Origin of the sequence: Agrobacterium tumefaciens, assembly GCF_005221385.1 — a bacterium.
Classification (GTDB): Bacteria; Pseudomonadota; Alphaproteobacteria; order Rhizobiales; family Rhizobiaceae; genus Agrobacterium; species Agrobacterium tomkonis.
In genome coordinates this window covers 1,741,522-1,754,136 of record NZ_CP039904.1, presented here as the reverse complement: position 1 = coordinate 1,754,136, position 12,615 = coordinate 1,741,522, and the positions used below count along the sequence as shown (strand labels likewise).

Annotated in this window: 9 protein-coding genes and 1 pseudogene; 7 read left to right on the top strand and 3 right to left on the bottom strand. The window is 60.3% G+C overall.

Annotated features, from left to right (window positions below; all coding sequences use genetic code 11):
• Positions 1-66 precede the first annotated feature (66 nt).
• From CFBP6623_RS23280 to CFBP6623_RS23255, 6 genes and pseudogenes are all read left to right on the top strand, one after another.
• The gene (locus CFBP6623_RS23280) at positions 67-1,983 is read left to right on the top strand and encodes a bifunctional 5-dehydro-2-deoxygluconokinase/5-dehydro-2-deoxyphosphogluconate aldolase (protein ID WP_080842970.1); all 1,917 of its coding nucleotides are present in this window, start codon (positions 67-69) and stop codon (positions 1,981-1,983) included.
• Positions 1,980-3,806: a 3D-(3,5/4)-trihydroxycyclohexane-1,2-dione acylhydrolase (decyclizing) gene (iolD, locus tag CFBP6623_RS23275; RefSeq protein ID WP_052820663.1), complete on the top strand. Its 1,827-nt coding sequence runs from the start codon at positions 1,980-1,982 to the stop codon at positions 3,804-3,806. Before CFBP6623_RS23280 ends, iolD begins: the two co-directional genes overlap by 4 nt.
• Position 3,807: 1 nt before the next feature.
• The gene (iolE, locus tag CFBP6623_RS23270; protein ID WP_080842969.1) at positions 3,808-4,716 is read left to right on the top strand and encodes a myo-inosose-2 dehydratase; all 909 of its coding nucleotides are present in this window, start codon (positions 3,808-3,810) and stop codon (positions 4,714-4,716) included.
• A 242-nt stretch (positions 4,717-4,958) separates the two neighbouring features.
• Complete coding sequence (iolB, locus tag CFBP6623_RS23265) at positions 4,959-5,771, top strand: 5-deoxy-glucuronate isomerase (protein ID WP_080842968.1); 813 nt, start codon at positions 4,959-4,961, stop codon at positions 5,769-5,771.
• 215 nt (positions 5,772-5,986) lie between these two features.
• Complete coding sequence (locus tag CFBP6623_RS23260) at positions 5,987-7,114, top strand: Gfo/Idh/MocA family protein (RefSeq protein ID WP_080842967.1); 1,128 nt, start codon at positions 5,987-5,989, stop codon at positions 7,112-7,114.
• Between the two features lie 222 nt (positions 7,115-7,336).
• Positions 7,337-8,502, top strand: a pseudogene (locus CFBP6623_RS23255) (IS481 family transposase); the annotation flags it as partial.
• Between the two features lie 150 nt (positions 8,503-8,652).
• Here the strand turns inward: CFBP6623_RS23255 and CFBP6623_RS23250 are convergent.
• From CFBP6623_RS23250 to CFBP6623_RS23240, 3 genes are all read right to left on the bottom strand, one after another.
• Positions 8,653-9,615, bottom strand: a complete 963-nt coding sequence (locus CFBP6623_RS23250; protein WP_080842966.1) for a 2-hydroxyacid dehydrogenase — start codon at positions 9,613-9,615, stop codon at positions 8,653-8,655.
• Positions 9,616-9,954: 339 nt separating this feature from the next.
• On the bottom strand, positions 9,955-10,977 hold the full coding sequence (locus tag CFBP6623_RS23245) for a LacI family DNA-binding transcriptional regulator (RefSeq protein WP_004433466.1): 1,023 nt from the start codon (positions 10,975-10,977) through the stop codon (positions 9,955-9,957).
• 132 nt (positions 10,978-11,109) lie between these two features.
• The gene (locus tag CFBP6623_RS23240) at positions 11,110-11,619 is read right to left on the bottom strand and encodes a MarR family winged helix-turn-helix transcriptional regulator (protein WP_046802044.1); all 510 of its coding nucleotides are present in this window, start codon (positions 11,617-11,619) and stop codon (positions 11,110-11,112) included.
• A gap of 79 nt (positions 11,620-11,698) precedes the next feature.
• On the opposite strand from CFBP6623_RS23240, the gene CFBP6623_RS23235 reads away from it, so the two are divergent.
• Positions 11,699-12,499 (top strand): creatininase family protein, encoded by an 801-nt coding sequence (locus CFBP6623_RS23235; protein WP_080842965.1) that lies wholly within the window; start codon positions 11,699-11,701, stop codon positions 12,497-12,499.
• Positions 12,500-12,615 lie beyond the last annotated feature (116 nt).

Here is a 12,615-nt window from a genome sequence, read left to right as displayed (position 1 = left end):
TTGCCCGATATCGCTCCAAACATGTGAGGCAGGCCGCCGCAACGGGCGGCCCGAAGGAGGAACCTTTTGAAAAAACTTGATCTTATCACGATCGGGCGCTCGTCTGTCGATCTGTACGGTTCGCAGGTTGGCGGCCGTCTGGAGGACATGGCCTCCTTTGCCAAATATATCGGCGGCTCTCCCACCAATATAGCAGCCGGCGCTGCACGCCTTGGGCTCAACAGCGCCGTCATCACCCGTGTCGGAGATGAGCATATGGGCCGCTTCATCCGCGAGCAGCTGGTGCGTGAAGGCGTTGATGTGCGCGGCGTGAAGACAGACCCGGAGCGGCTGACCGCGCTGGTGCTGCTCGGCATTCGCGACCAGAACCAGTTCCCGCTGATCTTTTATCGCGAAAACTGCGCCGACATGGCGCTCAGCGAAGACGATATCGATCCCGCCTTCATCGCCGAAGCTGCTTGCGTCTGCGCCACCGGCACGCATCTGTCGCATCCAAAAACGGAAGCGGCCGTGCTGAAGGCGCTGAAACTCGCCCGCGAAAATGGCGCGAAGACCGCGCTCGATATCGATTACCGGCCCAATCTCTGGGGTGTGGCCGGCCATGGCGACGGCGAAAGCCGTTTCGTGGAATCGCAGAAGGTCACCGCCAAGCTGCAATCCACCCTGCATCTCTTCGACCTGATCGTCGGCACCGAGGAAGAATTCCACATCGCCGGCGGCTCCACCGATACGCTTGCGGCGCTGAAGGCCGTGCGCAAGGTTTCGAATGCGACGCTGGTGTGCAAGCGCGGGCCGATGGGGGCCTCGGTCTTCACCGGTGAAATCCCGGCAAGTCTCGACGATGGCGAGACGGGCGAAGGTTTCCCGATCGAGGTCTTCAACGTTCTGGGTGCGGGCGATGGCTTCATGGCCGGGCTGTTCCGTGGCTGGCTGCGCGGCGAAGACTGGCCGACGACATTAAAATACGCCAATGCATGCGGCGCCTTCGCCGTTTCCCGCCACGGCTGCACGCCGGCCTATCCGAGCTGGGAAGAGCTGCAATATTTCTTCAAGGCCGGCATTCGCAACAAGGCGCTGCGCAAGGACGAGGCGCTGGAACAGGTGCACTGGTCCACCAACCGCAAGGGCGACTGGGACACGATGCGCGTCTTCGCCTTTGACCACCGCATGCAGCTGGAAGCCATCGCCGACGAGCTTGGCGTCAAGCACGAAAAGATCGGCGCTTTCAAGAAGCTCTGCCTAGAAGCCGCACAGCAGGTGGCCGGCGACAGGCCGGGTTACGGTATTCTCTGCGACGGTCGCCTTGGCCGTGACGCCCTGTTTGCCGCGAGCGGTTCCGGTCTCTGGATCGGCCGCCCAGTGGAATGGCCCGGCTCCCGTCCGCTGACGCTGGAACCGGAACTCGGCAAGGATTTCGGCGGGCTGTCCGAATGGCCGCTTGAAAATGTCGTCAAGGTCCTGTGCTTCTATCATCCCGACGATACGGAGGAGATGCGATCAACGCAGGAGGAGACGGTCATGCGTCTGTTCCAGGCGACACGCCGCAACCGGCTGGAAATGTTGCTGGAGGTCATTCCTTCCAAGGTCGGCCCGACCGACGATCTGACAGCCGCCCGCATCGTCGAGCGTTTTTATGAGATCGGGGTCTATCCCGACTGGTGGAAGCTGGAGCCGATGAAGACCCGCGCCGCCTGGAAGAACGCCTGCGATGCCGTGCATCGTAACGATCCTTATGTGCGCGGCATCGTCGTTCTCGGTCTCGACGCCCCGCAAAGCGAGCTGGAGGAAAGCTTCCGCCTTGCCGCCGGTTTTGATCTGGTCAAAGGTTTCGCCGTTGGCCGCACGATTTTCGCAGATGCCGCGCGAAGCTGGCTCGGTGGCAGGATCACCGATCAGGAAGCGGTGAAGGATATGGCGCAGCGCTATATCAGCCTGTGCCGCATTTGGGATGAGGCGCGCGCCAAAAAGGGAGAGGCAGCGTGAAGACAATCAGAATGACGGCTGCGCAGGCAATGGTTCGTTACCTCGCCGCGCAGATGAATGAACATGGCGAAACCTATATTGCCGGTGTCTGGGCCATTTTCGGCCACGGCAACGTCGCCGGTATCGGCGAAGCGCTGCATGGCATTCGCGACGAGCTGCAGACCTATCGCGGCCAGAACGAGCAATCCATGGCCCATGCGGCCATTGCTTACACCAAGCAGCTGCGCCGCCGGCGGGCGATGGCGGTCACCTCCTCCATCGGTCCCGGCGCCGCCAATATGGTGACGGCGGCGGCCCTTGCGCATGTCAACCGCCTGCCGGTTCTGCTGATTCCCGGCGATGTCTTCGCCAATCGCGGCCCCGACCCCGTGCTGCAGCAGCTCGAAGATTTCGGCGACGGCACCATGACGGTCAACGACTGCTTCCGCCCGGTAAGCCGTTACTTTGACCGCATCATGCGACCGGAACAGTTGCTGACCGCCCTTCCCCGCGCCATGCGCACCATGACAGACCCGGCCGATTGCGGCCCGGTCACGCTCGCCTTCTGCCAGGATGTGCAGGCGGAAGCCTATGATTATCCTGTCAGCTTCTTCGAAAAGCGCGTCTGGCGTCAGCGCCGTCCTGAGCCGGATGTTGTGGAATTCGAAGATGCGGTCGCCGCGCTGAAGGCGGCGAAGAACCCGATCATCGTTGCCGGCGGCGGCGTGCATTTTGCCGGCGCAACCGAAACCCTGAAGCGCTTTGCCGAAACCCATTCCATTCCCGTTGTCGAAACGCAGGCTGGGAAATCGGCATTGGCGTGGGATCACGATCTCAACTTCGGTCCCGTCGGCGTCACGGGCGCGGAAAGCGCCAATATCATCAGTGAAAAGGCCGATCTGGTCTTCGGCGTCGGCACCCGTTTTCAGGATTTCACCACCGGTTCCTGGGCGCTGTTCAAGAACCCTAACCGCAAGATCCTGGCGCTCAACGTCCAGCCCTATGACAGCGCCAAGCATGATGCGATCAGCCTGACGGCGGATGCGAAGATCGGGCTTGAAAAGCTCTCCGCAGCACTCGGCAGCCACCGTTTTGCCGCGCCGGATGCCGGTCTCAAGGCGGCATGGTTCGAAAAGGCCGATGCCGATACAGCCGCGCCGGGCGAAGACAACGCCAACAGCCTGCCCACCGACATGCAGGTCATCGGCGCGGTGCAGCGCCAGTCGCGTGACAATACCGTCGTCATGTGCGCGGCAGGCACCATGCCGGGTGAGCTGCACCAGCTTTGGAAATCCAAGCTGCCGCTCTCCTATCACATGGAATACGGCTTCTCCTGCATGGGTTATGAAGTGGCCGGTGGCCTCGGCATCAAGATGGCGGAGCCGGACCGCGACGTGATCGTCATGGTCGGTGACGGCTCCTACATGATGATGAATTCGGAGCTTGCCACATCGGTCGCCATGGGCGTGAAGATCACGCTCGTCATCACCGACAACAGGGGCTATGGCTGCATCAACCGCCTGCAGATGGAGACCGGCGGCGCGGAGTTCAACAACCTCTACGCCCACACCAACGTCAACCCCATCGCCATCGATTTCGTCGCCCATGCCGGCTCGATGGGGGCGGATGCGCGTAAGGTTTCCACCATCACTGAACTGGAAGAAGCGCTCGCGAGCGCCCGTGCCTCCACCCGAACAACAGTGATCGTCATCGATACCGATCCCTATCCGACCCCTCAGGCCGGCGGTCACTGGTGGGATGTCGCGGTGCCTGAAGTCTCCGACCGTGCCGAAATCGGCCCGGCGCGCGCCCGTTATGAAAACCATGTCAAGGAAAGACAGTAAGATGATCCGTTACGGTACCAATCCCATCGCCTGGTCCAACGACGATGACCGCACGCTGGGCGCCCATATCAGCCTCGAACAGTGCCTCGATGAAACCGCCAAGATCGGTTTCGACGGCATCGAAAAGGGCCACAAGTTCCCGACTAAGCCGGAAGGCCTGAAGGGCGTGCTTTCGCCGCGCGGTCTCTCCTTCGTCTCCGGCTGGCATTCGCTGAACCTTCTGACCGACGACATCGAATCCGAAAAGAAGGCCATGCAGCCGGCGCTTGATCTCTTGAAGGCCATGGGCTCGAAGGTCATCATCGTCTGCGAGACCTCGAACGCCATCCACGGCGATGACAACAAGGCGCTGGTCGACCGTCCGCGCCTTGCGGCCGATGACTGGGCGAAATTCGGCGCGGGGGTCGAGGCGCTGGCCGCCTTTGCCGCAGAACAGGGTATCACCCTCGTTTATCATCACCACATGGGAACGGTGGTCGAGAGCGAAGACGAGATCGACCTTCTGATGCAGCACACCGGCCCGAAGACGCACCTTCTGCTCGATACCGGCCATTGCCTGTTCGGCGGCGGCGATCCCGTGCGTGTCGCGCAGAAATATATGGGTCGCGTCGGCCATATCCATGCCAAGAACGTGCGCCCTGCCATTGCTGATCAGGTTCGGGGCGAGCGGCTTTCCTTCCTCGAAGGCGTGCGCCGTGGCGTGTTCACCGTTCCCGGCGACAGCGAAGGCGGCGTGAACTTCCCGCCGGTGCTGAAGGTGGCGGCCGAGCATGGTTACAGCGGCTGGCTGGTGATCGAGGCGGAACAGGACCCGGATGTCCGCAACCCCTTCGAATATCAGAGCCTCGGGCTGAAATCGCTGAAGGCTTTTGCGCGTGAAGCGGGGCTGGACAAGGCTCAGGCTGCTTGAACCGAGCGGGGAGCATTCGTCCATACGTCCTAGAATCGTATGTTCCGGTGCAACCCTCCTCCCTCATTCCTGTGCTTGTCACAGGAATCCAGCCGACGCGCGTCGGCGCGGCGGGAAGACTCCTCTCAGCCCAAGGACTTGGGCTGGCTGGATCCCTGTGACGAGCACAGGGAACAGGGATGAGGGAAACGCGGGAATAGCCGCCCGATACATTGAACGACTGACCAAAAAGGAACACCACCATGACCTCACTTCTGCGCAAGCCGGTCGCGACCAGCGGCAAGGTGCACGATATCACGCCCCAAAGCGCGGATTGGGGTTATGTCGGTTTCGGCCTCTACCGCCTGAAGCCGGGCGAGACGGCGACGGAAAACACCGGCGATACCGAAGTCATCCTTGTGCTGGTCGAAGGCAAGGCGACGATTTCCGCAGGGGATAAGGATTTCGGTGAACTCGGCGACCGCATGAACGTGTTCGAACGCAAGCCGCCGCATTGCGTCTACGTGCCCGCAGGCTCCGAATGGTCGCTGACTGCCACGACGGATTGCACCGTCGGCGTCTGCACCGCACCCGGCGAAAAAGGCAGCCGCGAGGCGCAGCAGATCGGTCCCAATGGCGTGCAGCTCACCGAGCGCGGCAAGGGCGCCAATACGCGTTACATCTTCCCAATCGCCATGGAAGAGCGCGATGTGGCCGACAGCCTGCTGGTAACGGAAGTCTTCACGCCATCCGGCAACTGGTCGTCCTATCCGCCGCACCGACATGATGAGGATAATTACCCTGACATGACCTATCTGGAGGAGACTTATTATCATCGCCTCAACCCGGCGCAGGGTTTCGGTTTCCAGCGTGTCTTTACCGAAGACGGTTCGCTGGATGAGACCATGGCGGTGTCGGACGGCGATGTCGTGCTGGTGCCCAAGGGCCACCACCCCTGCGGCGCGCCCTATGGTTATGAGATGTATTATCTGAACGTGATGGCCGGGCCGATGCGCAAATGGCGCTTCAAGAACCACCCGGATCACGACTGGATTTTCAAACGGGATAATCCGTAATTCACTCACCTATCCTCATTCCTGTGCTTGTCACAGGAATCCAGCCGGCGCGCGTCTGCGCGACGGGGAGAGTCTTCCCAGCCCAAGGACTTGGGCTGGCTGGATCCCTGTGACAAGCACAGGGATGAGGGCGGAGGGGCTTTGTTTCGCCTGCCACATTTCAATAAACGCTCAATACTTTGATTTCATTCTAAAACTCTCGGGAGGAGAATACCATGGCCGCTCTTGGCGTGGGCCTTATCGGCACCGGTTACATGGGCAAATGCCACGCGCTGGCGTGGAACAATGTCACCAGCGTCTTCGGCGATGTGGAGCGCCCGCGCCTCGTGACGCTCGCGGAAGTCAATCCCGAGCTTGCCGCGAAGAAAGCCGCCGAGTTCGGCTTCGCCCGCTCGACAGGTAACTGGCGCGACCTGCTGTCCGACCCCGAGATCGACGTCATCTCGGTCACCACGCCGAACGCCTTCCACCCGGAAATGGCGATTGCCGCCCTTGAGGCCGGCAAACATGTCTGGTGTGAAAAGCCGATGGCGCCCGCCTTTACTGACGCGGTGAAGATGCGCGATGCGGCCCGCCGTTCCGGCAAGGCCGCGGCGATGGGCTACAACTACATTCAGAACCCCGTCATCCGCCATATCCGCCGCCTGATCGACGAAGGCGCCATCGGCAGGGTCTATCACGTCCGCGCCGAAATGGACGAGGACTTCATGGCGGATGCCACCCAGCCCTTCTACTGGAAGAGCGAAGCTTCCTCCGGTTATGGCGCGCTGGATGATTTCGCCGTGCATCCGCTATCGCTGCTCTTTGCCCTGTTCGGCCATGCCGAAAGCGCCATCACCGACATGGTGAAACCTTATGAGACTCGCCCGCTTGCCGGCGGCGGCGAGCGCGCCGTCGAGACGCATGATCTTGCCAGCGTGCTGCTGAAGCTCGAAGGCGGCATTTCCGCCGTGCTCATCGCCAACCGTTCCGCCTGGGGCCGCAAGGGTCGCATCGCCATCCAGATTTATGGCTCGACGGGTTCGATTCTCTTCGATCAGGAACGGATGAACGAGTTCCAGTTCTACACCACGGACGGACGCCCGGAGGAGCAGGGTTTCAGAACAATCCTCACCGCGCCGCATCACAAGCCCTATGACCGCTTCATCCCCGCCCCCGGCCACGGCCTCGGCTTCAACGATCTGAAGGTGATCGAATGCCGGGAACTGATCGCGGCAATCGAGGGGAAAAAGGCCCATATCATCGATTTCGAGGAAGGGCTGAAGATCGAGCGCAGCATTCACGCCATGGCCCGGTCTTTCGCCGAAGGACGATGGGTGGGAAGCGCGGAGATTGCGGAATAAGTGAAAGCATTCGTGGGGTTGCGGCAAAACCTACCCACTCGACGTCATCTACCGAGGGTTGGGGGTAATTTACCGCTCACTTGGGGTCATCTCCGGGACAACCCCGGAACTTTACCGCCCCCACGATGTCATCCTCGGGCTTAATGTTCAGCCCGGAGACATAGTTGACAGATGTTCGGAGACATCCCTGACACTTTTGCCGGTTGGCAGAGGAGGGTCGGGATGGCTTGGCGGGAGATTTCTGTCATGGACCAGCGTAGGGAGTTCGTGCTGCTTGCGACGTTGGACGGGGCCAATGTTTCGGCCCTGTGCAAGCGCTTCGGCATCAGTCGGCAGACGGGTTATCTCTGGCGGCGTCGGGCGAATGCGGGAGAGGCGGTAAAGGATCGCTCCCGTCGTCCACACTCAAGCCCTCGACGGACATCCGATGATCTGGAGCGCTGCGTGCTTGCCATTCGTGACGAGCACCCTGCCTGGGGTGCTCGCAAGATCGCAAGGCGAATGCAGGATCTGGGCATCGAGCCTCCCTCAGCATCCACCGTGCATGCTGTCCTGTCCCGCCATGGTCGGATCGGACCGCAGGCAAGTGAGCGCATGGCAGAGAGCCGCTTCGAGCGTGAAGCACCGAACCTTCTGTGGCAGATGGACTTCAAGGGGCGTACGCAGATGGGCTGCGGCAACTGGTGCTACCCCCTGACGATCATCGATGACCACTCCCGCTTTGCCATCGCGATAGAGGCCTGCCTCAACGAGCAACTGGAGACCGTACAGACGAAGCTGGAGACGATCTTTCGCCGCTATGGCATGCCGCTGGCGATTTACTGCGACAATGGCAACCCGTGGGGTGCAGGTGTTCCAAACCAGTGGACGCGCTTGCGGGTCTGGCTTTTGAAGCTTGGCATCGAGTTGATCCATTCACGACCCTATCATCCGCAGGGGCGCGGCAAGAACGAGCGTTTCCATCGCAGCCTCAAGGCCGAGGTGACGGACTTCGCCGCGCTGAAGGATCAGGCACATGCCCAGAGAGCTTTCGACCGCTGGCGTGAGATTTACAATCACCATCGCCCGCATGAAGCGATCGACATGGCTGTGCCTGCAAGCCGCTATCGGCCTTCTGCACGCCCATTTCCAAGTCAGCTTCCCGAGCCCGTCTACGACAGAAGCGAGATCGTGCGCAGCGTCAGTTCTACCAAAGGCTATCTCAGCTTCAAGGGCAAAGCATGGCGCATCCCGAACGCTTTCAGAAGCGAGCGCCTGGCCATCCGGCCACTCAACAGCCCAGGTCTCTTCGGCGTGTTCTTCGGGGCAACGCAGATCGCAAAGATAAACCTCGAAGACAAAGTCTGACTGTCAGGGATGTCTCCGAACACATGTCAGGGATGTGTCCGGTCTTTACACTTAACCCGAGGATCCATTGCTTTCAACTGATCGTGGATCCTCGGGTCAAGCCCGAGGACGACGAAGAAGAGGGCGGAGCCTTCGCCCTAGTCTACACCTTGAAGGCTGCTCTTCGCAGCCCTCGCCCTTTCCCCAAAGCCTCACCCCTTGACTGGCGTTTCCGGCACCGGCGTCAGCACCTTGCCGTCCCTGAACCAGCCGAGAATATTGTCGGCCACCAGATCGGCCATGGCGTTGCGCGTCGGGATCGAGGCGGAGGCGACATGCGGCAGCAGGGAGACATTCGGCAGCGACAGGAAGGCTTCCGGCACCTTCGGCTCGGCATAGAACACATCGAGGCCGGCAGCGCCCACAGCACCGCTCTTAAGCGCCTGCAAAAGCGCATCCTCATCGACGCTGGAACCGCGCCCGACATTGATGAACACGCCCTCAGGCCCCAGCGCTGTCAGGATTTCGGTGTTGATCGCCTTATGCGTTTCCGGCGTGCCGGGCACGATGCAGATCAGGATGTCGACGGCTTCCGCCATCTCCTTCAGCGAGCCGTAATAGGTGTAAGGGAGGCCATCCCGCTTGCTGCGGGTGTGGTATCCGATTTCCACCTTGAAAGGCTCCAGCCGCTTGGCGATTTCCTGCCCTATGCGGCCCATGCCAAAGAGACCCACCTTGCGGCCGCGGAGCGAAAACGGCGACAGCGCGAACGGACCTTCACCAACCCATTTGCCATCGCGCAACCAGGTCTCGGCCTGATAAAGACGGCGCACGGTGTTGATCAAAAGCGCAATCGTCGTATCGGCCACCTCGTCGTTCAGCACGTCAGGCGTATTCGTCACCACGATGTTGCGTGTGGCGGCATGTTTGGCATCGACGCCGTCATAACCCACGCCGAAATTGGCGATGATCTCGAGCTTCGGCAGCGCATCGATCCACTTTGCGTTGACGACGCCGGAAACGGCGATGGCATTGATGCGTTCCGCCGCGCCTGCCGGCAGAACCGGCTCGGCACCGGCAGGCACAGTCACGATCTCGACCTTGCCTTCGAGGCGTTCGAGAACGCGCGGGTTTATCTTGCCGGGAACGAGAACGACGGCCTTTTTGTCAGACATGAGCGGATATTCCTCCTGATAACATTCCAATATGCTGAAGTGGGTTGCAGGCGAACCGCTCGCATACCACTCCTCTGGGCGGCGATCCTTTCAAACAAAGACCGCCGTGAAAAGGGCAATAAGGGGATGCTATGGGGGCAGACGGAAGTTTCATGCCGATTTTTTGCGCCCCCTCACCGTCGTGCCGGACTTGATCCGGCATCCAGCCAGCCCAAGTCTTTGGGCTGAGAGAGTCTTTTTTTACCGCGTGGACACGCGGTAGCTGGATTCCCGCTCAAGGCTGGGATGACGGAAAGGTGCAATGCACAGAACGCGCACCATTTCCCATCGTCTGAAGCCTCAAACCCGCGGCCGCACCGGCCCGGTGGATTGCCGGATGCGCATTTCCGGCTTGATGAGGTGAATGCCGTCAGGTTCATGGCTGCCCGCCAGCCTGTCCAGCAGCGCGCGGGCCGCAAGACGCCCCACCTCGGCCTGACCGTTGGAAACGGTGGTCAGCGCCGGCGTGGCAATCGCCGCCTCCTCCAGATCGTCATAGCCGGTTACCGAAATATCGACACCCGGCACCAGACCAGCACGCGAAATGCCGTTCATCAGGCCGATGGCGACCAGATCGTTCCAGCAGACGGCGGCCGTCGGCTTCTGCGGTAGTGACAGAAAATGCACCGCCGCCTCGAAACCGCCCTGCTTGGAGCGCGGGCCGGGAATGCGCAGGTTCGGATCGACCTCGATGCCGGCTTTACGCAGTGCATTGACGTAACCCTGATAACGGTCACGGCCCGTCGATGTTTGATCGGTACCACCAACCATGGCGATGGTGCGGTGACCGAGGCTGATCAGGTGGTTGGTGGCGAGCGAAATGCCGTAGCTGTCGTCACCGCGATAGGTCGGCATGTCGACGCCATCCATGGAACGGGCTACGAGAATGGCCGGCATGCCGTTCTCTTCGGCAAGCGTCATATCCTCAATCGGCGTGCCGATGGCCGGCGACATGATGATGCCATCGGAACCCAGCTGCAGCAACGTTTCGATGAAGGTGCGCTGTTTTTCCACTGAATCATAATGATTGGAAAGAATGAAGGTCTGGCGGCTGCGGTCCAGCTCACTTTCGATGGCTTTGAGAATTTCCCCGTAAAACGGGTTCATCACATCGTGGAACACCACGCCAACAATGCCGGAGCGCGATGTGCGCAGGCTGGCGGCACGACGGTTGTAGATATAACCCAGCGCACGCGCCTGTTCCTTGATCTTGTCGCGTGTATCGGAAGCAACCAGCGGACTGTCACGTAATGCAAGGGAAATGGTGGCGGTCGAGAGACCAAGACTTTCGGCAATCGTGGACAGTTTGACCTTTTGAGCCACAGCATTCCTCCCAAACGCATGTCAGCGACGGATGTCCCTGTTTAAATTGCAATTAAACAATTTAAACAAAATCCGCAACCCGTTTAAGAGATACCCACAAAACAGAGTTTTATTTTTAAAAATTTCAACAAATCATTGAAGATTGGTATCGATTGCCTTGAGAAGTTTAACCACGGTGCGCACATCCTTGGCCGAAAGCCCCTCTATGGCCCTGGCGCCACAATCGGCTATCGAGATGTTGATGTGTTCAACGCTTTTCAGTCCCGCCTCCGTCAGCTTCACCAAGGTCACGCGGCCATCCTCGTCGTCGCCGCTGCGCTCCACGAAGCCCTGGGCCTCCATGCGGCCGATGGTGCGCGTCATGGTGGGCGCCTTGACGCCGAGTTTCTGGGCGATCTGCCCCGGTGTCAGGCTGCCTTCCTGCGCCAGCGCCAGGATAACACCGTCCTGCCCGGCATAAAGCCCGCTTTCGGCCAGGCTGTGGCTCAGCGCCGTGCGCATGGAACGGGCGGCCTGGGTGATGGATTGCGCCAGTTCTTCGGGGTTGAAATTCTCATCCCTTTTTTTGGCGTCCTTTATTTTCTTGCCGCCCTTTTCTTTTTTGGCGCCCTTGTCCTTATGCCCAGTTTTGTCCTTGCTCATATGCGAGTGCCTTTTACCCTGTGGCGGAACCGATATATGTTGCTGGAAATCCTTACCGAATGCACGCGCGGACTGCCAGATGCCAAACTCATACACGCATTATCACGACGAAAACGTAACAGACCCGCATCTTCGCGCAACAGGTGCAATTTCCGTGCTGCCGCTGGGGGCGCATGAACAGCATGGGCCGCACCTGCCCTTCGAGACCGATATGCTGATTGCCGAAGGTATCGTTGCCCGTCTCGCCGCCGCCCTGCCCTCCCATCTGCCGGTCTCCTTCCTGCCGGTGGAACCCGTCGGATATTCCATCGAACACATGGACGTGCCGGGCACGAAGACACTGCATTACGATGAAGCTGTTGAACGCTGGCTCGGCATTGCGAAGACGGAACATGAAAAAGGCGTGCGCAAATTCGTGATGCTGAACGCCCATGGCGGCAACTCGCCGCTGATGACCATCGTTGCCACCGAGGCCCGCGCCCGTTTCGGCATGCTGGCGGTTGCCACCAGCTGGACCCGTTTCGGCGTGCCCGCCGATGTGGTGAAGCCGGAAGACAAGGCGATCGACATTCATGGCGGCGATATCGAAACCTCCGTCATGCTGGCGCTCTGCCCGGAACGGGTAAGAATGGAAAAGGCAGCCGATTTCCGCTCGCGCCAGAGCGATTTCGCCAGCCGCTTCCGGCATCTGCGCGCCTATGGCCCGCACGCCTTCGGCTGGCTGATGAGCGATCTCAACCCTGATGGTGTTGCCGGAAATGCCGCAGCAGCCACGGCGCAAAAGGGTGAGAGGCTCATCTCCCACGCCGTCAAGGGCCTTGTCGAACTGCTTGAAGATGTCCACGCTTTTGACATAACGTTATTTCATAACAAAATTTGAGGCACTTGGCCGGATTCGGCCAAAATCTCTTTGAACTGCCCGGACGTCGCGCCTATATGGACGTCGACACTTCTTCCTTGAGGCCTCTACCGGCCTTGTCTCCACGCGGGGTTTTC

Bases quoted from the DNA above. Each gene is read 5' to 3' on its own strand.
- iolE (WP_080842969.1), top strand. From the start codon at position 3,808: ATGATCCGTTACGGTACCAATCCCATCGCCTGGTCCAACGACGATGAC.
- iolB (WP_080842968.1), top strand. From the start codon at position 4,959: ATGACCTCACTTCTGCGCAAGCCGGTCGCGACCAGCGGCAAGGTGCAC.
- CFBP6623_RS23260 (WP_080842967.1), top strand. From the start codon at position 5,987: ATGGCCGCTCTTGGCGTGGGCCTTATCGGCACCGGTTACATGGGCAAA.
- CFBP6623_RS23250 (WP_080842966.1), bottom strand. From the start codon at position 9,615: ATGTCTGACAAAAAGGCCGTCGTTCTCGTTCCCGGCAAGATAAACCCG.
- CFBP6623_RS23240 (WP_046802044.1), bottom strand. From the start codon at position 11,619: ATGAGCAAGGACAAAACTGGGCATAAGGACAAGGGCGCCAAAAAAGAA.
- CFBP6623_RS23235 (WP_080842965.1), top strand. From the start codon at position 11,699: ATGCCAAACTCATACACGCATTATCACGACGAAAACGTAACAGACCCG.